The sequence below is a fragment of the Psychrosphaera sp. genome, assembly GCF_982872775.1.
In genome coordinates, this window is record NZ_CEYNSH010000003.1 from 88,592 (window position 1) to 109,600 (window position 21,009).

Genomic DNA, 21,009 nt, shown 5'->3' on the forward strand with positions numbered 1-21,009 from the left:
TAGGTGACAAATGCGTGCCAATCGATTTGCGCAATGTTTTAGCTTTACTGTTATGTCGACGGTAAAAATTATCAGCTGGTTATTTTATCGATTTGAAGTGACGTGGTTGAGTAAAAAACAATACCCAGATTTAAAAGACGTTAAGTTAATGGTCTTACTTAATCACACTAGCTTATTTGAAGCTATGTTAGTCAGACTAGCCCCATTCCCCTTTATCTGGAAAATTGCTCGACACGTACTGTTGCCAGTTGCCGACATCACAACGAGTCGTCCAATAGTAGGGCGCTTTTTTCATGCGTTAGTTCCTGGTGTGGTACCGATAAGTCGTAAGCGAGATGAGTCTTGGCATAACTTTTTGAACCGAGTCAATGACGATGCAATCGTCGCAATTTTACCGGAAGGCAGAATGCGCCGTAGAGACGGTAATGATAAACACGGAAATCCAATGTCAGTGCGTGGTGGTGTTGCAGATATCATTGATGAGCTGGAAGGGGGCAATATTCTGTTTTTGTATAGTGGTGGTATGCATCACATTCAAATCCCAGGGCAAAAGCTACCGCGTGTTTTCAAAAAGATAAGGGTCAACATGGAAATTGTCGAAGTTGATGAATATAAAAAGTCGCTCTACTGCGAAGACACAAAAGAAAGAAAACAGGGATACGTAAAGGACATTCAAACTCGTCTTGAGGAAAAGACGCCGTTTTGTCATCACCAACCTTATAACAAAAAGTAGAAATACCTACGTACAGGTAGTATATTGCCTGAGATAGCCAAGGCTGGCATGAATGTTCATAGATGAACGAATGGAAAAAACAATAACAAAAGGTTTTCCAATGACGGACATTCAAGAGTCATTATCTAAATTGAGACAAGCTTCTGAGCACTTAGATGAAAAGGTCAGTAGCGATGAAATAGACATGAAAGTAATTGAAGAGCTGCAACGGTCCCTATTAGAAGTTCATGTTCAGGTTGAGGAGCTGAGGCAAAATGTCGAAGTAAATAATGGCTCCCCATTAAAATACGTAAATGAGTAATAAAAAAGGTCACTTCAACATTTGAGTGACCTTTTTACTTTTTATGGACTCGTCCTAAATATACCGAAATATTTAGGCATGATGAGTTAATGAGTTAATGAGTTAAGCAATTTTTACAGGTTGTACATCTTCATTCGGATAACAACCTAAGACCTTCAAATATCGCGTTGTTTGTTGAAGCTCGTCAATCGCCCTTTGCATATTACTATCTCTAACATTGCCCTCGACATCAACGTAAAACATTTCTTCCCAAGGGTTTCCAGTAATTGGACGCGACTCGAGTTTAGACATATTTACGCCGTGTTGTTTTAAAATAAGCAACGCATCTACTAACGCACCAGGCTTTTGTTCTGTCGACATTATCCAAGTGGTTTTGGCAGGGACTTGAGAGGCAACATCAATTGGTTTGTTGGCTAGTACGATAAAGCGACTGTAATTTTTCTTTTGATTTGCGAGCGCTTCGGCGATGATTTGCAGGCCATATAGGCGTGCTCCTTCACCACTACCTAATGCTGCCACTGTCCCCGTTGTATCGCTTTGAATCGCTTCAAACGCCGCAGAGGACGCTTCACAGTGAACAATATTTACATCGTCAAATTGGGCCAAAAAGTGACTGCATTGTGCATAAACCTGAGGATGGGCATAGAGTGTTTTAATTCGCTCTAGTTGAGTAGGTACGGCACTGACCATGCAATGGTTGACGGGGTGAGTTAGCTCGCCAACAATCGATAGTGAGGTATGTTGTAATAAGTCATATACGTCGTTGATGCTGCCTGAAGAGGTGTTTTCGATAGGCAGGATCCCATAGTCTGCATGTTTGTGTTCGACTTTTTCAATGATTTCAGCAAAGCTAGAACAACCCATGGCTTTTAATTCGCCAGGGTAACGAGAAAAGTACTTGTGGCACGCCAAGTTACTGTAAGAGCCCTGACTACCTAGGTAGGCGACACGATTAATGGTGGCATCTCCGTTTGGCAGATTTAAAAACTCTTGTAACAGTGCCTGTTGATGCAGAACAGAGTCTTCGATGATGGTTTGAAAAACTTGCTTAACAAAGTAGCCATCAAGTGATTTTTTTTGCCCTTGCTCTATCAGGTCAATAAGCATTTGCTCTTCCCTGGCAAGATCTCTTACTGGTTTGTTCTGAGCTATTTTTTGCTCGGCAACTTGTTTTGAAATTGCTCGACGCTCAGCAAGTAAAGACAACAGTTTGCTGTCGATACTTGATATTTTTTCCCTCAAACTTATCAAATCAGATGGCGTATTACTCAACAACTTGCTCCTTTTTTTAGTATGTCTAATGAAGAGGGCCGCAAATCTTTGCGACACTCCATTTATGTTAGTTTTTGGACTCTAGCGCTAACTTGTGCTCAGGAACTAAAGTCAAAGAATATTCTGTTTTACCTGGTAATAAAGGGCTTGGCGTACCATCAATCCAGTCCTTGTGCCCTGAACCAAAATAAGGGCTAAAGGGGTGTGATGCCTGTCCAGATGGCATATGCATTATTCCTCGGGACTCTTGCCCAGGCATAACAACAAGACGCTGGCTTGAGCCGAACCTTACACCTTGCACGCGTGGCATATAACTATCACCAGTGGCGCTGTATTCAGGCATATTTAATAGAGGACCAAGCAATGGAATGGCCCTTGCCAACGGGTGTTCGATTTTTGTTTTGTTTACATTTCCCCATGTTGCGTTACTTAATGTGCCATATTTGTCTTCTAATTGACGAGTGGTATCGATAAAGACACTGGTAAACATATCTGTATATGTATCATATTTGTCATTCAACAAATGTAAGGGCTGCTCTGTGACCATCGACCACAGTGGCGTTTCCAACTGGTGGCGAATCAAGCGTAAGCTTTTTACTTTGTTCGGTTGTATGTTGCTATCTCTTGTAAGTTTTTCAAATGCTTTATCTCTGAGGTTTAAGCGGTATTGCCTAACTATGGTATACCCAACCGAGTCAGCTGATGCTGCCTGTTGCCATTGAATTAGGTAGTTTTTAATTTGTTTTAACTCGTCTTCCGGTAAAGCAACATTTGGCAATACTTTATCCATAATAAAGCGATGCCAACGGGACAAGAACACGGCTTTATGGTCGTTTTGTATCGATAGCATATCGAGCTCAGAGAATTGTTCTCGTGACTCTAATTTTTTTTGAATTTGTTGACTTCTTGCACCTAATGCATAGCCGCCATTGCCAATAATTTCATATGCTTCATCGCCCACAACTCGACTGTTTCCTGTCCAAATGCGATTGCTGCTTGGGTTGTAAACGACTGGATATTGAGCTGCTGGAACGTAGCCTTGCCACGTTACGTCATGTTTATACCAATAATGTGGGACCTGCCAATCTAGTTGACTAAACCCAGGCGCTTTGCGGTTAGGTATGGCACCAGCGATCGTCCAGCCAATATTTCCCTTAGCGTCGGCGACGATGATATTTTGGGCTGGGATCCCTAATGTCGGAGCGATTGAGAGTGCCTCTTTCGCCGATTTTGCATGAGCCAAGTTTAATAAATTAAAGTTAACGCCATGATCATCATGAGCAACCCAACGAATAGCTTTTGGTGTGGCAGGCTCTTTAGGGTTTATGATTGGTCCCCAAATCGTTTTTTTTATTTCAACCTGTTCAGTTGGGGCACCTTTGACCATGATGGTCTCAAAGTCTACAACAAATTGTTGTTCGCCATCGTTTGTCAGATAAGAATTTGCAGCGTTACCAAGTTCGATTTTCACAACATCAGACCAATCGCCGTAGCTATTGGTAAAGCCCCAAGCGATAAGCGTATTGGAACCAACAATTAAAGCTGGGGTACCTGGCAATGTCACCCCATGTAGTGAGATATTTGTGATTTCCTTAGCAACAGATTGCAACGGGTAATTTAAAGAAGCGCGGTACCAAATGTTGGGAACTCCGATACCTAAGTGCATATCATTCGCTAATATGGCGCCGTTACCTGTAGTCAATTTGCCACTTACTACCCAGCTATTACTGCCTGGAAGACCTTCGTGTGTCTCGCTAGATTGAAGCATCTCTTGTGAGGGGACTTGATCTATGATTGGAGCAGGTTCGAACCCGTGTCGAGGTATAGAGCTTTCTCGAAAACGTGTGCCATCGATGGCTGAGTCCCAAATGCTTCCTTTGGGATTTAAAAACGCAAATACATCGCTCATTACGTGTTCTTTGAGGTGGCCAAGGAGTTGTTCTCGTTGGCCAAATTCATCCTGCAAATCCATAAACATGGAAAATAACACTAAAAATGTATCCGCTTCGGCCCACTTTTTCGGCTTGCTTGTAAGTAATAAATATTCGTAAGGAGGAGTTGTGAGCGCCTCTAACCCTTGGTTAACTCCTTGTGTGTATGCCGTGATTATAGCCTTTTGACTCTCTGGAATAGTTTGAAAGCGCTGTTTAGCACGTTTTCTGAACTGGTGGATACGAATTCGCTTGTCATGACTTAACGCCACTGGGCCAAACAACTCTGACAATTCACCTGCAGAATTGCGGCGCAACAAGTCCATTTGAAAAAAGCGTTCTTGAGCATGAAGCCAACCCAATGCATAACTCGCATCCAATTGAGAGCTCGCTTGAATTGTGGCAATACCCTGACTATCGCGGTCAATTTTGACAGGACTTTGTGTTTGAGAAATAAATTCGCCATTTAGGTGTGGCAAATTCGACTTCAACGAGAAGTAAACTAGAATTGTGATAATAATAATTAAGGAAATTAACCCCTTAATTAAATAGCGGAGCCAAACTGCCATGTTTTGTTCCTTCATGAGGTTTCAAAAGGATATTGTGTCCGCAGAATAAGCAGTCAGCTTTACTCTCCAGACACCAGCTTTTAAGCCTTGGTTACACTTAAAACTACCACTAAAAGTTTTAAATAACTAGATGTTATAAATGTGAAATAGGGGATTTGATTGGTTTCGTTTCTAAATTTAAATAGTGTGAGTTTTCGAGTCGCTATTTTAGTGGGGCTTTTACACTTTTTTATTGCTGTTTTGGTGTTTTTTACATTAGTTGATGAGCCTAATCACATCTTGTTTCAACAAGCGAAGTTGAAACGAGAAGCTATTCTGTTAAAACAGGCGAACCTCATTGAAGAAACGTTGTCTCCACTTAAGCAAAACGTAAACGAATTGCAAATTAGGCTAGAAAAAGTTCAGAAACCATTTGGAAATATAGCCAAGTCATTACTAAAACCTTCTGAGTCAAATCACATTTTGTTTATTGCCGACTTAGAAGGCAATGTTTATTCACATGACGAACAGTGGGTGAGCAGTTACGCACAGCGTTTTTATGTAACCCGAAACCCTTTTCAGTTCATTTTTAGGCGCACTGACACATTAGACGACGGTAGTTGGACAAACGTGTTTTTGGATAGTCACCTGCAGATGTATGTTATTGGCTATGGAGTCCCTATTTTCGATAGGGGGAAGATAGTCGGATTAGCTGGCGGTATAATTGAGGTTGATGAATTAATTGAAAAAGTTGTTGCGCCTAGCTTCTCAACAAATGTCAATCTGTTCATTCACGCCGAGGGTGGTGAAATTGTTTTCCATCCTGATTACGGATTAAAACTATTACGCCAAACCGATAATTATTCGGCGAGTACCTATTCTCAATCGTTATTACGTCCCAGCCTAGCTCAGTATATTGAGAGAATTGAAGCCGGTCAGGAAGTCGCCTCATTTAAAGACAGAGACCTCAATGTGTATACCGATTCTATTAAAGTAAGAGATACGAATTGGCATTTAGTGGTTTATCAGACCGAAAAAGAAATCCTTGGCCCTGAGTCACATAAATCTTGGACTTTTATAGGCTTCTCGACACTAACTTTCTTTACCATTGTAATGACTGTGTATTGGCTATCCAAAGTGTTGATGAACCGTCGGATTGCATTGATTTCAAGTCCACTTAGTAAGTGGTTACGAACGTATAAAAATAAAGAAAAAAGTGACGTCGTTCAGTTGTTGTCTACAGACGATGAATTTGCTGACTTGGCGTTAGAGCTCAAAAAGTTTATTAGCTTAGAGAGCCGAAACCGACAACGGTTACTTGAAGAAAATAATGTTTTGCAACTCAAAGTAGAGGAAAACAAAGCGTTAGCCCAAGCCATCAGCTATTCCGACAACGTCGTCTTACTTTTGTCTCCTGATTTATTGATTTTGCAAGCTGATGCGAAGTGTGAACGATTACTAGCCGCTGAAAAAGGGGTACTTGAAGGGCAGCCACTTTTTGAGTTTATTCATCCGCATATGGATTTTATAAAAGAGCAAATCCTTAATCAAATAAGGCGAAAAGGCGCGTGGGTCGGCGAGTTAATTTTACGACAATCGTGTAGTGAAGAAGAAATATGGGTCAACTGTAACATTACGCCAATGCGCTCAGAAAACGGCAGAATTGAAAAGTTCGTTATGACAATTCAGGACATTTCATCGGTCAAAGACAGCCAACATAAAATTGAACAATTGGCCTACGTAGACGAATTGACTGGGTTGAGTAATCGCGCGTTCTTTTTGGCTCAACTCGACAAATTGTTGGCAATCAGTAAACGGGGTCGATACGATTTTGCACTCTTCTATTTTGATATTGATGATTTTAAAAAGGTTAACGACTTTTTAGGACATGAGGGCGGAGACAAGTTACTTAAATCATTTTCTAGTAAGTTAGGAAAGTTACTTAGAACAGAAGATGTATTTGCACGAATGGGAGGCGATGAATTTGCGTTAATAACAGGCGGAGTTAAATCTCAAGAAGACGTTATCGCCAAAATCAATCAAATTTTAGATGTGGCCAGAGAACCTTTTGATTTGTTTGAGCATAAAGTACAAGTCGGAGTAAGTATTGGGGTGACAATGTCGTCATCGGACTTAACCGACGCTGACTTGTTGTTACAGCACGCTGATATGGCGATGTATGAAGCTAAATCTCAAGGTAAAAACACGTATCATTTCTACTCTCAAGACCTCAATCGTATGGCAAAAGAACGAATTGAAATAGAGCAAGATATGCTCTTTGCATTAGAAAACGATGAACTTGAATTACACTTCCAACCTAAAGTTGATAGTCGGGGCCCTAAATTAGTTGGCTATGAGTCTTTATTGCGGTGGGTTAGCAAAAAAAGAGGCTTTGTCTCCCCGGCAGAATTTATTCCGGTCGCCGAACAAAGTAATTTAATCCTAAAAATTGGAGATTGGGTGCTAGATAAGGCGGCTGAGTTCATAAAGCATAATGGTCAACAGGTCGTTGTATCAATTAACTTGAGTGCTAAGCAATTTGAGTCTGGAAACTTATGTAAACAACTCAATAAAACCATCAAGAAGTACGACATTAATCCTAATTTGCTTGAAGTGGAAATTACCGAATCGAGCTTGATGATTGATATCGAAGGAGCAATTAAACAACTTCACGAGATTCAAAAGCTTGGTATTCTTATCTCTATCGACGATTTTGGTACTGGTTATTCATCACTAAGCTATTTGAAACGTTTGCCGGTCACTACGTTAAAAATTGATCGTTCGTTTATCAAGGATATACCTGAAGACGAAAATGATATGGAGATTACCAGTGCGATTATTGCCATGGCAAAACAACTTGGGCTGGACGTAATTGCGGAGGGTGCTGAAACTGAAGAGCAGGTTACTTTTTTACGAGAGAAAGAATGCTTCTATATCCAAGGGTATTTTTACAGCAAGCCGTTACCAAAAGCAGAGGCACTAGAGTGGGTGCCTCCGCGACTATAGTTTAGTTTGTCTATGGTTAAGTTCGTTTAACTCGGGTTTAATGGAGGTAAGTCGGACGATTCAGTCTTCTCTAAGTCAACGGTTTTTAGTTGCGCCTCAATGGCCTGCCACAATTTCTCACCTTGCCAACCTGGCGTCTTCAAAGAGTGAGAATCGCTATATTTGAACTGCTCAAGGCGCGTTATTTCCGCCTTTAGTTCATTAGAAATCATTTGCTGGAAGTGACTAAAACTCCGTGCATTTGGCTTGTAGGTTTTGGCCCATTCAACCAATAATGCATGGGCTTGGTTTGGTTGATGACTTAAACACGCGCGCTTCAACTCGTTTATATCAAACCCGTGAGTGGCAAGTGACCTGGCTCCTCCATCATGTTGTTGAGTAGTAGCTTGGTTAAGGCCTCTCTGTTTGTTTTTTAGGTATAACAAGCCAAATGTTATAAAGCCCAACCAACCTATAGCCATTAATGTCCAGATGACAAAGCTAGACACTTTGGTCTCTCCAATGGTCAGGGATGTCACATCTTTTAGGCTAGAACTAGCGCCGGTTGGTCCACTCTGCACAGGCTTGGTGACAGATTCTGTTCGGTCTGCACACGCGCAGTCATTATTCATTACCTGAGAACTCTGACTAGACATTGCAGGTATTCCACTCTGTGGAATGCCTTGTGGATTCGAAGACGGAACTACAGTAATGGTTCGGCTTGGTAATGTGGCCTTTTGTGCTTTGCGTATTTTGGCATTAAACCAGTTAACCGTAATCTCGGGTAGCGTATAGGTCCCAGGCTTATTCGCTACGATAGCCTCACTACTTACGCGTTGTGATACAAGGGCATTATTTCTCACCACCGAATGAGTTTCTGATTTATCAGGGTAAACACTGAATTCAGCTGGATAAACACTCTTAATTTCGGGAAGTTGTTCTTCACTCACATTGAGCGCTGTAAGTGTGTAAGTTCGTGTGATTGGTTCACCCACTTCGACGGTATCAGTTGCAGGTTGCCATTCTTCATTAAGTTGAACTAAGTCACTCGGTAACCATGGGCCTTGATAATCGACTGGGATGGGTAACACTTCTATTTCAAAATTTTTGCCTTGTGCCGCAACTGGTTTGCTCTGAATAAACGAACTAAAACTGGAGCGCCTTCCATTACGGCTGGTTACGTCACCATTAAATTGTGGGGACAAAATGGTGAAGCTCCCGCTTGATTGTGGAGTGATGGTGTATACCCGTTCAATTACTCGATATCGAATGCCATTGATGATTTCTGTTGTGTCTTTGTCTTTGCCATGCTGTTTTATGATGGCGTCCTCTAAACTCGGCTCTGACAATCGGCCGCTTTGTAACTCTACTTGAGGAGAAATATGTAATTTGGTGATTAACTTAATGGACTGTTGAACGTAAACCTTTTGCCCTTGAAGCTGGTTTGTAATGTAAATGCTCTCGTTTGGACCTGTGTTTTGTTGGGATGCTTTTACAACAGTGACCGTTATCGGTTTACTCTTCACACCATTGAGCTCAAAAGGAGGAATAATATGTTTACCAGCTGAGTCCGCGACCAGCTGTATACTCCACGTTGTTGAGCGACTCAAGCTACCATTTATTAGCTGAGTTTGAGAGCCCGTCGCGGTTCGACCAACACGAAATGTTGTCTTGTTAAGAATAGACAGATCTAAGTCATTGGTATTAACAGAACCATTGGCTTCAATCTTTAAAACAAACGGCTCGCGTTCCATTACTGGGTTTCTATCGATAGAGGCGTCGAGTCGAGTAACAGAAGCATGAGCAGTGAAGCTCAAACATAAACCAATAAACACTAAAATGGAAAAGAGTGTTGAATTTACCACGTTTTTTCTACTCCTTTAGGGTATCGACGTTGATACTGTCGGCGTTTGTTTTCTAAAATCATTTTATTTCTTAGTAAGACTGACGGGTTGTCGTCTACTTTTCGTAACAGCTGCTCAATCCGCTGTTGTTTCTCTTGTTCTGCAATTTCTTCCGGTGTCATTGCTTGGGAAGGTGACTTGGCCTTATTCGAGTTGGTTTGATTTTTTTCTTCGTCAAGTTGGCCATCTGCCTTCTCTATATCATTACCTTGTTGGCCATCTTGTTGTGTTTGTTCAGACTTTTGTTGTGAGTCATCACTGTTGTCACCTTGCTGAGGTTGTTGTTGGCTCGGGTCACTTTGATCAGCATTGGACGTAGGACCATCTTGTGAGTTTTGTTGGTCGCTTTGGCCTTGCTCATTCTGATTTTGTTCACTTTGTTGTTGCGAGTCAGATTGCTGACCTTTATTTTCTTGACCAGATTGCTCTTGTCCTTGCCCAGATTGTTGTTCGCTTTGTGACTGTTCTTGCTGACTTTTTAGCTGTTCTAAAATCTCTTTGTTTTTTGCTGCTTGCTCTAGGTTTGGGTCTAACTCTAGCGCTTGGCTATAGGCTTCAATCGCTTTTTCTAAGTCCCCTAAATGAGCTAATGCATTTCCTTGGTTGTACAAACCTTTAGCCGATTGATCACTAGAAAACAGAGATAAGGCTTGCTCGTAATCTTTGTTCTTGTAAGCAGCCGTCGCCTTCCATTGCTGATCATTGAATCGTTGTTGCGCCGTTTTGTAATCGCCATTAGTAAAGGCTTGGTAACCAAGTTGATCAGGTGTTTTAAACACTTTATCTAGTATGTTGGCTTCTTGTGTTTCAGAACTGTCAGTACTTATTGCACTGGTTTGTTTTGATGTGAGTGTTGACTCTGTATCTTGTGCAGCTACAGCAGGTGAGGGTGATAGTGTGGTCATTAACACAAACATCGTTGTGAACATAATGCTACCGAAACTCATGAATTGAGCGCTTGCCCCCTTTCTAAACACAAACAATAACATTGGCATGATAAACAATACCAACCAAGGGCCGGCTTCATGCCAGTCATCACCAGTTAATTGTTGTCCGGCTTCTTGGTCAGCCTCGCGGTCGGCTGAGTTTGTGTCTTTATTGGAGTTTACATTGGTCAGACTCAGTGATGCCAACGCTTGTATATCAGATGTATCTGCGGTGGCACTGATTGTTTGACCTCCGGCTAAATTTGATATTTCTTGTAAAGCACGTAAGTTCAACTTAGGAATAACAATGCTACCTTGATCTTTTAACAGGGTACCATCCGCCATTTTGATAGGTGCTCCCATAGAAGTGCCTAGTGCCAACACATTAATGCGATAAGGCGATTGAGCGGCGAATTTACGTAAATCATCCATGTCTTCAATATCAATACCATCCGTAAACCAATAGATTTCACCAGACAAATAGCCTGCTTGGCTCATTATTTCTGCCGCCTTCTCTAAACCCAATAAAGGATAGCTGCCAGGTACGGGCATAATTTCCGGACTTAAACTTGGAATAAGGGCGGCGATATTCCTTGGATCTTGCGTAAGAGGTGAAATAGTAAAGGCATCTCCTGCGTAGGCCACCAACCCAACTTCTCCGTCACCTAACTCGGTCGTCAGGTCAATCGCTTTGAACCGACTTCGGGTAAGTCTATCCGGTGTAATGTCAGTACTGCGCATCGACATCGACATGTCCATTACAATGACGCTGGCACGGTTTGACTTAAACAATGGTTTTTCTATTTTTTCAAATGTAGGGCCAGCAAGGGCTATTGCACTTAATATCCAAATAGCCGCTAGAAGATAAGTTCTCCATTGGAGTGGCTTAGACTGTTCTTGTCCTAGCAGTGACGCAGATAGGTGACTGGAAACCCATGATTGCCATTGGCTTTTTGCCTGATTTTTGTGACTTAACCATGTAATTACCAATAAAGGAGCAATAGCCCACAACCACTCAGGTCTTATAAAGTGAAAATCAGCCAAAAGAGTGTTCTCCCTTTAATCGTCGTCCAATCATTGGTACAAGTACTAAACCTATCGACCACAATAAGCCAAAGCCGAGTGGCCAGAAAAACAGTGCTTGCTGAGGCCGCAATTGAATTGGGTCATCTTCAACTGGTTCTAGTTGGTCGAGAATCTTATAAATATTCGCCAACTGCTGCGTATCTCGGGCTCTAAAATACTGACCGCCAGTCTCTTCGGCTATTTGGGTCAGTAGTTTTTCGTCCAAATCTGCCGAAGGGTTGACGCGACGGGTTCCAAAAAAGCCACGGACTAACATTTCATCTGCACCTAACCCTATTGTATACACCTTTATGCCTGTTTCTTTGGCAATGGTAAGCGCATCAAGTGGAGTGATATTTCCCGCTGTGTTTTGGCCATCAGTGAGTAAAATAAGAATGCGATTAGAGTCATCTTTTTGGCTAAATCGTTTAGCAGCCAAGCCTAATGCATCACCAATGGCCGTTTTGTCACCCACAAGACCAAGGACCGCTTCATCGAGCATTTGTTTTACTGTCGTGCGGTCATAAGTCAATGGAGTTTGAACATACGCCGTATCCGCAAACAAGATAAGCCCTAAACGGTCACCCACGCGGCGGTCGATAAAATCGTGAAGAACGTATTTAAGCATGGTGAGCCTGTTAACAGCCTGACCATTTATCTTCATATCGGACTCATCCATCGACGCTGACAAGTCCACGGCGACAATTATTTCTCTACCTTCTTGAGGCACAGTAATTGGGTCTCCAAGCCACTGTGGACGCATAGCAGCTAACACAAAACTTAACCAAACGACAAACCATAACCATGGAAAGCGACGAACCGTTGCCGTCGTTTCAACTTGATTCAATAAGTTAAAAGTAGGTAATCGGAGCGCGGTTTGATTTTGTTTGGCTTCTGGTAAAAGCCAAATCAAAAATGGCAAAAATAGTAGAAGGGATAACCACGGCCATTGGAAGCTAAACATGTTTGGCCTCCTGTTGTGAGCCATTAGAGGTTTGGGTCAGCGGTGTCCTTACTGATTCTAGAATGACTTTGTTTAATGGGAGAGTATTCTCCACCCAAGTTATGGCTTGGGATAAATACAAGTCGGCATTTGCCGCACTACATTTGGGTTGATAAGCCATGGCTGCAAACCGAGAGGAGATTTTGTGTTCGTCTGATTTGGTCCAAGCATTTAACGTTGCAATCCATTGCTCACCAGACATCATGGCGACACTATCTCTTGGTGCATAAGCTAACGCAGCGCGTTTTAGAATCTCATTAATTTGTTTTATGGTTCGCTGTGGGTGCGGTTCGTCATGTAACTGCTTTAACATGACTAGGGCCGCTCTTTTGGCTTTTAAGTGACGATGACGTTTGACCAAAAATACAATAAGAGCCGTTAGGCCGAGAAGGACCAAGACAATTAAGATATACCAGCCCCAAGCTAATGGCCACCAAGCGACGGGTTCCGGTGTAACGATATCTTCAAGTTGGGAAAGTGGATTTTGTTGCATTTCAAACTTCCTATAATTGCTCTTGCAACGGTAACCCTGCACTAATGGGTAACCACTTAATATTGAGCTTTTGCAGCTCGTTTTTTTGCTCGTTAAAAAACGCTTCTGCTAACTCGTTGTAAGCATTCACTTGCGCCAAAGAGTTTATACTTTTGGTGTGTTCGCCATCAGTAACGGCTAGGTGCTCACCGGTTACTTTGGGAAGTGCTTGCTCTAATGGGTCGTAAATCCAGCAGGCATTTACTTCACAATGCTTTTGTAACTGAAATAGATGCTGTTTACTCGCATCATTAATGTTTAAAAAGTCACTGATGATATAAACCAAGCTACCTGGATGAGCAACACGTCTTAAGTGACTGCAAGCTTGTTCAAATTTTAGAGCAGATTGTTCTGGACTTGTTGGTGCTGAAGAGGTCAATAAATCATGACCTTCAACTAAATTATTCAGCCAATGTAACAAAGCCTTTTGTCGCGCTCTGGGTTTGGCTTCAAATAATTGTTGCTCTGTTAATACCAAACCACCGACTTTATCGCCGTTTTGTTTGGCTTTCCACGCAACCAGTGAGGCAAGGTGACAAGCTTGTACTGACTTAAATAACAATTGCGTTCCAAAGCGCATACCAGGTAATAAATCACACAAAATAAAAATAGGACGGTCTTTTTCTTCTCTGAATATTTTGGTGTGAGTTTTACCAGTGCGAGCGGTGACGCGCCAGTCGATAGCCCTTACGTCATCACCTGGTTGATAATGCCTTGCTTCGTCAAACTCCATACCTCTGCCTTTGGTTTTTGCAAGGTATTGACCAGACAAATGGTGTTTTACTTTATTGGCACCTGAAGTTTGCAATAAATGAGTAAAAGCTTGATATCGAAGCAACTCGTCGAGGTGACAATCGACACCATTGGCTTTTGATTCGGTTAACCACTCGGTTGCATTGTTATGAGTCTTCATAAGCTTAAGGTACGGCGACGGTTTGTAAAATCTTCTTCAATACTTGATCTGCGTTGACACCGGCGGCTTCGGCTTCGTAGCTTAGTAAAACGCGATGACGTAAACAGTCAAAAAAGACGGACTGGATATCATCAGGTGTAACAAAGTCACGACCAGCTAACCAGGCTGTCGCTCGAGCGCATTTATCAAGAGCAATGGTGGCACGAGGCGAGGCGCCAAATGCGATCCAACGTTTTAATTCTGGGTCTAACTTTTCGGGTTCACGAGTCGCCATGATTAAATTAACGAGATACTGTTCTAACTCTGGTGCCAAATGAATCGTCAAAATTTCACGGCGAGAGTCAAATAATGCTTGTTGAGTTAGCGGCTGTGGCTTTGGAACTTCATTAGATAACGCTTCGCCACGGGTTAGGCGTAAAATTTCAATTTCTGTATCAGCACCTGGGTAATCAATATTTAGGTGCATTAAAAAGCGGTCGAGTTGTGCCTCTGGAAGAGGGTACGTGCCTTCTTGTTCTAGCGGGTTTTGCGTCGCCATAACTAAAAACAAGTCTGGTAGAGGGTAAGTCGTTTTACCAACGGTGACTTGGCGCTCGGCCATCGCTTCTAATAATGCAGACTGTACTTTAGCTGGCGCGCGGTTTATCTCATCCGCTAGGACCAAGTTGTGGAACAATGGTCCTGCTTCGAATACAAACTCTCCCGTTTCTGGACGGTAAATATCAGTACCTGTCAAATCAGCCGGTAATAGGTCCGGTGTAAACTGAACTCTGTGAAAGTCACCTTCTAGACCGTTTGCTAGGGCATTGATGGCTCTTGTCTTTGCAAGACCAGGAGGGCCTTCGACTAATAAATGGCCGTCTGCCAACAAAGCAACCAATATGGCTTTTGTGAATTCTGGTTGGCCGATAACTTGTGAATCTAAGTACTGTTTAAGCTCGTTAAATTGCGAAACTGACATTTGCGTAAAAGTCCTTCTGCACTTGTAATTATTTGGGCAGTTTATTTTTAAAAAAGTTTGATTTTTTAGCCTCTTGCGACAACGCTTAATAGTTAAGAAAGCAAGTGGTCCAATCCTACAACTGCTGTATGACAGTACAGAAGATATAAGGTTCAACGTACAAAATACAAGTGGTTGGTTTTTAAACGATGATTATGTGCACAAAATGGATAAAAATGCGCATTATTTTTGACATTGAGCAATATCTCGATAGAATCGGAAACCATCAATAGAGGTCAGACCAGATTCAATAATAGGAAAAATCATGACTGCAAAGAAATTATTAACCCGAAACGGTGACCGCATTGCGGTGGTTTCAGGCTTACGTACGCCATTTGCAAAACAGGCAACGGCTTACCACGGTGTTCCAGCTCTAGATTTAGGTAAAATGGTTGTTGGCGAAATGCTACAACGCGCCGAACTTGATCCTAAAGAAGTACAACAGCTTGTATACGGCCAAGTTGTACAAATGCCAGAAGCGCCAAACATTGCACGTGAAATTGTTTTGGGCACAGGCATGGACGTAAACACAGACGCTTACTCAGTTTCTCGAGCGTGTGCGACCAGTTTCCAGTCTACGGCAAACATTGTTGAATCTATGATGGCAGGCCACATCGATGTTGGTATCGCGGGTGGTGCTGACTCTTCTTCTGTCTTACCTATCGGTGTGACTAAAAAGCTAGCACGTGCATTAGTTGACCTAAATAAAGCACGTACGCTTGGCCAGCGTTGGAATATTTTAAAGAAAATTCGTTTAAAAGATTTGGCACCTCAACCGCCTGCTGTAGCAGAGTACTCAACGGGTTTGAGCATGGGTCAAACGGCAGAACAAATGGCTAAGACGCACAGCATCAGCCGTGAAGATCAAGATGCGATGGCGCACCGTTCTCACACGCTTGCAACAAAAGCGTGGGAATCGGGCCTGATGAAAGATGAGGTTATGACGGCTCACCCAGAACCGTTTAAACAATTTATCGAAATGGATAACACTATCCGTACAGATTCTAAAGCAGATGGCTATGCTAAGTTACGTCCAGTATTCGACCGTAAACACGGTTCTGTAACTGCGGCTAACTCGACTGCACTAACAGACGGTGCGTCAGCTATCCTTCTTATGACAGAAAGCAAAGCAAAAGCATTAGGTTATGAACCTCTTGGTTATATCCGCAGCTACGGTTTCTCAGCGATTGATGTTTGGGAAGACATGTTAATGGGTCCTTCTTATTCAACGCCTATTGCTCTTGAGCGCGCGGGTATGAATTTAGCAGACCTAGACCTAATTGAAATGCACGAAGCATTTGCGGCGCAAGCGCTTGCCAACATGAAGATGTTCGAAAGCAAAAAGTTTGCAGAAGAAAAACTAGGTCGCAGCCAAGCCATTGGTGAAATCGACATGACTAAATTTAACGTGAACGGCGGCTCACTTGCATACGGTCACCCATTTGCGGCGACAGGTACGCGTTTGCTTACTCAAACAATCAACGAATTACGTCGTCGCGGCGGTGGTGTTGGTCTTACGACAGCATGTGCTGCTGGTGGTTTAGGCGCAGCTATGATTGTTGAAGTAGACGGTTAATAAGCGGAATCACAAGGATTTAAAAATGACAACAGAAACGAATCAGTCAGCATTTACGCTTACTACCCTTGAAAGCGGCGTTGGTGTTATTACTATCGATGTACCAAACGAATCAATGAACGTATTAAAAGCGGAATTTGGCGATCAAATTAACGCTGTGTTTGAAGAAGTTGAGAAAAACACCCACGTTCACGGTCTCGTCATCACTTCTGGTAAAGACAATTCATTTGTTGCTGGTGCCGATGTCTCTATGCTTGATGCATGTGAGTCAGAAGACGAAGTCCGCACGATTGCTCAAATGGGTCAGCAATTATTCGACAAAATTGAAAACATGAAAATGCCAGTTGTGGCAGCCATTCATGGTCCAGCCCTAGGCGGTGGTTTAGAGTTGGCAATGGCCTGTCACGCACGTGTGGTATCTGATGACAATAAAACGGTATTAGGTTTACCGGAAGTACAACTTGGTTTGTTACCTGGCTCAGGCGGTACACAGCGTCTACCTAAGCTGGTTGGCTTACAAAAGTCATTAGACATGATGTTAACGGGCAAGCAATTACGTGCCAAACAAGCCGTGAAAGCAGGCTTGGCGGACGAAATTGTTCCTCGCTCAATCTTGCTTGATACGGCCGTTGAGATGGTCGAGACACTTAAGAAAAAAGGCAAAGTTCGCAAAGACAAGAAAAAGCCTGCTATGGCTAAATTCTTAGAAGATACGTCTGTTGGCCGCAATATTGTTTTTGACCAAGCGACTAAACAAGTAATGCGCCAAACAAAAGGCAATTACCCTGCGCCACTTCGCATCATTGAGTGTATTAAAACTGGCGTAAATAAAGGCTACAAAAAAGGTTTAGACATTGAGTCTAAACGTTTCTCTGAGCTTTGTATGACGCCAGAGTCAAAAGCATTGCGCGGTTTGTTCTTTGCAACGACCGAAATGAAAAAAGAAAACGGCGTTGAGGGTGTAGAACCTCGTAAAGTAAACAAAGCCGGTGTCCTTGGCGGTGGCCTAATGGGTGGTGGTATCTCATTTGTTACTGTTACCAAAGCAGGTGTACCAGTGCGTATCAAAGATATTGCACAAGAAGGTATTCGCAATGCATTTAAATACAGCTACGACATCTTAAACAAGAAAGTAAAACGTCGCTTTATGCGTAAGTCAGAAATGCAGAAGCAATTAGCGATGTTAACTGCAGGTACTGACTTTGTTGGTTTTAAAGATGCTGACATCATTGTTGAAGCGGTATTTGAAGATCTTAATCTAAAACAAAAGATGGTTGCTGACATTGAAGAAAATTGTAATGAAAACACAATTTTTGCATCAAACACGTCGTCACTGCCTATCCGTAAAATTGCAGAGAAAGCCGCACGTCCAGAAAACGTAATTGGCCTTCACTACTTCTCGCCAGTGGACAAAATGCCACTTGTTGAAGTAATCGCAACTGAGCAAACTTCAGATGAGACAATTTCAACAACGGTTGAATTTGCACGTCGTCAAGGTAAGACACCAATCGTTGTCAAAGACGAAGCAGGCTTCTTTGTAAACCGTATTTTAGGTTTATACATGAACGAAGCGGCAAACGTGGTGATGGAAGGTGAGCCAGTTGAGAAAATTGACAAAGCGTTAGTAAACTTTGGCTTCCCTGTAGGTCCTATGACATTACTTGATGAAGTAGGTATTGATGTTGGTTCTAAAGTTGCTGGTATCTTATACGATGCATTTGGTGAGCGTTTTGCTCTACCTACAGCAATGGACAAACTGACAAAAGATGATCGTAAAGGTAAGAAAAACCAAAAAGGTTTTTATGTTTACGGTAAGGCCGCTCAGCGCACATTGTTAGACAAAGTAACAATGAAGAAAAAAGGTAAGCAGGTTGATGAGTCTGTGTACCGAGTGCTAGGTGTTTCTCCTAAGAGCAAGTACAGTCAGGAAGAGATCGCAGAGCGTTGTGTTGTTCAATTATTGAATGAAGCAGCACGATGTTTAGACGATGGAATCGTACGTAACCCACGTGACGGTGACATTGGTATGATTTTCGGTACGGGTTACCCTCCATTCCAAGGTGGTCCATTCCGCTATATGGATAGCATGGGTATCGACACTCTAGTATCTAAGCTAGAAGGTTACCAAGCTAAGTTCGGCGACCGTTTTGCACCATGTGATCTACTTGTGAACATGGCAAAAGAAGGTAAAACGTTCTACTAAGAATCTTGGTACCACGTGAGAGTCAGTAAGAAATAACTGATAAAGAAAACCCCGAAGTGAAAACTCCGGGGTTTTTTATTGCTTTAAGTGTGTTAGTCCTAGCTTAAATAGGCTCGACTTCCCAAACGGCAACCGAGCCAGATATCTCATTACCAATAATCAACAAAGGTTTTTGGGTTGGACTATTTTAAGCATCAACAAAGACCATTCCCTCTGGGGCCAAGTCACCAGTGGCTTCTGCACCTTCAACCGTACCTCGATTATAAAAGTAATCGACAAAGCGGCTTTGGTATGGATTGGTCACATCGTAAACCATCACACCACCCATTCGCTCTAAACCAATAAACGCTAAGCAGCCGTCATCTCCCTCGAGTTCACAACAGGTAAGAAATGTAGCAATAAGTAAGGAAAGAGCGCTGAGCTTAAATGAAGTGCGTAATTGTTTGTTAGACATGATTAATCCTTGAAAATAAAAAGTTATCAAGGATTAATCTAGATAAGTAAATTGACCAAAAGGTTAAAAGGGTGTGACAGGGTGGTTAAAAGGTGAGCGTGTTTTGTGTCTTTTTTATGACTGACATTCTGAACAAACGCCTTTAAGTTCTAGCTGTTGAGTGGTGAGCTTAAAACCGGTTTTTTCAACACTGGCTTTTAGACCTTTAATAACATCATTTTTGACTCCAATCTCGGTTACAGACTGGCATTCTTCACAAATCAAAAATTGAGGAATCTCATGGCTGTGTGAGCACGAGATATGAGAACAAGCAATGTACTTGTTAGCAGAAGTCAGTTTGTGGACGAGTGATAGTTCGACTAGGAAGTCCAAAATCCGATACACTGACATGGCAGGAATGGTTTGTTGGAACAACTCGCGATAAACCTCGGCTAATTCGTAAGCAGAAACTGCTTCACCCGCAGTGATAATTGAAACGAGGATATTTTCACGTTTGGGTGTCAGCTTTACGCCTTCTTCTGCACAGTTGTGTTTTGCCTTTTCAATAATAGCTTGAATATTGTCATTTAAATTCTGTTCAGAAGTACTCACAGTTACTCACCTTTCCGTTATTAATTCCGACAGTTTATTAAACCCGCTTTGAATTGTAAATTTATTGTCTATTCACGATTGGATTAATCTCAGGCTACGATTCAGTCAATATGCGATGCGGGCACTTAGCCACTTACTTTTTTTCTGACTGTAACTTATAAATGGATGCCACCATTTCATCGTTGGCTGGTGTGGCAATGCCGTGCTGTCGCCCCAGTTTAGCAATGTAGCCGTTGATGAAGTCAATCTCTGTCATTTGGCCTGCATTAATATCCTGCCGCATTGATGAACGATTCTTAGCCGTTCTTTGAGCCACTTCTTCGACTAAAGTAACGAGTGATTGGAAACACAGTGACACATTTTGAGTGCTGGCCACTGCTATGAGCTCTTTAATTATCAGGTGGGCCTGAGGGCGGAATTGAGGCTTCAACACGTCACCATTGTCGATATCTCGAATCGCGGTAATAGGGTTAATTACTGAATTAACTGCAAGTTTTCGCCATAAAATTTTGTTTATATCATCAGTCGCACTTGCATAAGGAATGAGACGAGCCATATCCTTTTGTTCTATAGCAGAGGCGTTGCCAGAAAGGTATGTTAGAGGAGAATGTATGAGCGCCCATTGACTAACTCCTTCTCCTGTTTCCTTTACAACATTTCCTTCTTTCAAGGCACCGAGGCTCGTAGTACAAAAGTAAACGAAGTGATTTTTTAGCTTAGGCAATACGTCTTCAATTGTGCCCATGCCATTGTGACAAAGGATAATGTGTGCGTTTGAATTTGGTAGAAAAGGTAAAAGGGCAGTAATAGCATCGTTTACTTGTGGGGCTTTAACGGTAACTAAAGCCTTTTCGATTACCGGGGGGTGTTGTTCTAACTCCGCCCAAGACATGGGTATTGGCAATTGGGATTTATCACCATTTAAATGCTGAACCTCAATAGCGCCTACTTTTGAACGACTCACAAATTTGACCTTGGAGCTGTGGGCTTGGGCAAATGCGCCAAGAGTACAACCAATAGCACCCTGACCAATAACCCATAAATTTGATTGAGAAGAGTTGTTCATTTTGAC

Annotated in this window: 15 protein-coding genes and 1 pseudogene; 5 read left to right on the plus strand and 11 right to left on the minus strand. The window is 42.3% G+C overall.

Features of this window, described 5'->3' with window-relative positions; translation table 11 throughout:
• Positions 1 to 10: 10 nt before the first annotated feature.
• Together AC4E96_RS01735 and AC4E96_RS01740 are read left to right on the plus strand one after the other, a co-directional pair.
• On the plus strand, positions 11 to 733 hold the full coding sequence (locus AC4E96_RS01735; RefSeq protein ID WP_488033153.1) for a lysophospholipid acyltransferase family protein: 723 nt from the start codon (positions 11 to 13) through the stop codon (positions 731 to 733).
• A 70-nt stretch (positions 734 to 803) separates the two neighbouring features.
• Positions 804 to 1,034, plus strand: a complete 231-nt coding sequence (locus tag AC4E96_RS01740) for a hypothetical protein (RefSeq protein ID WP_490254716.1) — start codon at positions 804 to 806, stop codon at positions 1,032 to 1,034.
• 102 nt (positions 1,035 to 1,136) lie between these two features.
• Here the strand turns inward: AC4E96_RS01740 and AC4E96_RS01745 are convergent, their stop codons facing one another.
• Together AC4E96_RS01745 and AC4E96_RS01750 are read right to left on the minus strand one after the other, a co-directional pair.
• Positions 1,137 to 2,306 carry a chorismate mutase gene (locus tag AC4E96_RS01745; RefSeq protein ID WP_490254717.1) on the minus strand — a complete coding sequence of 390 codons (1,170 nt, stop codon included), beginning with the start codon at positions 2,304 to 2,306 and terminating at the stop codon, positions 1,137 to 1,139.
• A 67-nt stretch (positions 2,307 to 2,373) separates the two neighbouring features.
• Entirely contained in the window at positions 2,374 to 4,806 is a 2,433-nt protein-coding gene (locus AC4E96_RS01750) for a penicillin acylase family protein (RefSeq protein ID WP_490254718.1), read from the minus strand.
• A 159-nt stretch (positions 4,807 to 4,965) separates the two neighbouring features.
• Between AC4E96_RS01750 and AC4E96_RS01755 the strand changes: the two genes are divergently transcribed.
• Positions 4,966 to 7,791: a bifunctional diguanylate cyclase/phosphodiesterase gene (locus tag AC4E96_RS01755; protein ID WP_490254719.1), complete on the plus strand. Its 2,826-nt coding sequence runs from the start codon at positions 4,966 to 4,968 to the stop codon at positions 7,789 to 7,791.
• Positions 7,792 to 7,817: 26 nt separating this feature from the next.
• On the opposite strand, the gene AC4E96_RS01760 is transcribed toward AC4E96_RS01755, so the two are convergent.
• From AC4E96_RS01760 to AC4E96_RS01785, 6 genes are read right to left on the minus strand one after another with little or no spacing between them, the layout of a single operon-like run.
• A complete protein-coding gene (locus AC4E96_RS01760; protein WP_490254720.1) occupies positions 7,818 to 9,635 on the minus strand; it encodes a BatD family protein in 1,818 nt (605 codons plus the stop codon).
• Positions 9,629 to 11,644, minus strand: a complete 2,016-nt coding sequence (locus AC4E96_RS01765; RefSeq protein ID WP_490254721.1) for a vWA domain-containing protein — start codon at positions 11,642 to 11,644, stop codon at positions 9,629 to 9,631. The genes AC4E96_RS01760 and AC4E96_RS01765 overlap by 7 nt, the downstream gene beginning before the upstream one ends.
• The gene (locus AC4E96_RS01770; protein ID WP_488033146.1) at positions 11,637 to 12,629 is read right to left on the minus strand and encodes a vWA domain-containing protein; all 993 of its coding nucleotides are present in this window, start codon (positions 12,627 to 12,629) and stop codon (positions 11,637 to 11,639) included. The genes AC4E96_RS01765 and AC4E96_RS01770 overlap by 8 nt, the downstream gene beginning before the upstream one ends.
• Positions 12,622 to 13,161: a DUF4381 domain-containing protein gene (locus AC4E96_RS01775; RefSeq protein WP_490254722.1), complete on the minus strand. Its 540-nt coding sequence runs from the start codon at positions 13,159 to 13,161 to the stop codon at positions 12,622 to 12,624. The genes AC4E96_RS01770 and AC4E96_RS01775 overlap by 8 nt, the downstream gene beginning before the upstream one ends.
• A 10-nt stretch (positions 13,162 to 13,171) precedes the next feature.
• Positions 13,172 to 14,113 (minus strand): DUF58 domain-containing protein, encoded by a 942-nt coding sequence (locus tag AC4E96_RS01780; RefSeq protein ID WP_490254723.1) that lies wholly within the window; start codon positions 14,111 to 14,113, stop codon positions 13,172 to 13,174.
• 4 nt (positions 14,114 to 14,117) lie between these two features.
• Positions 14,118 to 15,074: an AAA family ATPase gene (locus AC4E96_RS01785; protein WP_490254724.1), complete on the minus strand. Its 957-nt coding sequence runs from the start codon at positions 15,072 to 15,074 to the stop codon at positions 14,118 to 14,120.
• Positions 15,075 to 15,378: 304 nt separating this feature from the next.
• Here AC4E96_RS01785 and fadI point away from each other — a divergent pair, with 304 nt between their 5' ends.
• Positions 15,379 to 16,689 (plus strand): acetyl-CoA C-acyltransferase FadI, encoded by a 1,311-nt coding sequence (fadI, locus tag AC4E96_RS01790; RefSeq protein ID WP_488033142.1) that lies wholly within the window; start codon positions 15,379 to 15,381, stop codon positions 16,687 to 16,689.
• A 25-nt stretch (positions 16,690 to 16,714) separates the two neighbouring features.
• Positions 16,715 to 18,892, plus strand: a complete 2,178-nt coding sequence (gene fadJ / locus AC4E96_RS01795; protein WP_490254725.1) for a fatty acid oxidation complex subunit alpha FadJ — start codon at positions 16,715 to 16,717, stop codon at positions 18,890 to 18,892.
• 103 nt (positions 18,893 to 18,995) lie between these two features.
• Here fadJ and AC4E96_RS01800 read toward each other — a convergent pair.
• From AC4E96_RS01800 to AC4E96_RS01810, 3 genes and pseudogenes are all read right to left on the minus strand, one after another.
• Positions 18,996 to 19,247, minus strand: a pseudogene (locus AC4E96_RS01800) (choice-of-anchor I family protein); the annotation flags it as partial.
• Between the two features lie 213 nt (positions 19,248 to 19,460).
• Positions 19,461 to 19,937, minus strand: a complete 477-nt coding sequence (locus AC4E96_RS01805) for a Fur family transcriptional regulator (protein WP_488033139.1) — start codon at positions 19,935 to 19,937, stop codon at positions 19,461 to 19,463.
• 133 nt (positions 19,938 to 20,070) lie between these two features.
• Positions 20,071 to 21,003: a ketopantoate reductase family protein gene (locus tag AC4E96_RS01810; RefSeq protein WP_490254726.1), complete on the minus strand. Its 933-nt coding sequence runs from the start codon at positions 21,001 to 21,003 to the stop codon at positions 20,071 to 20,073.
• Positions 21,004 to 21,009 lie beyond the last annotated feature (6 nt).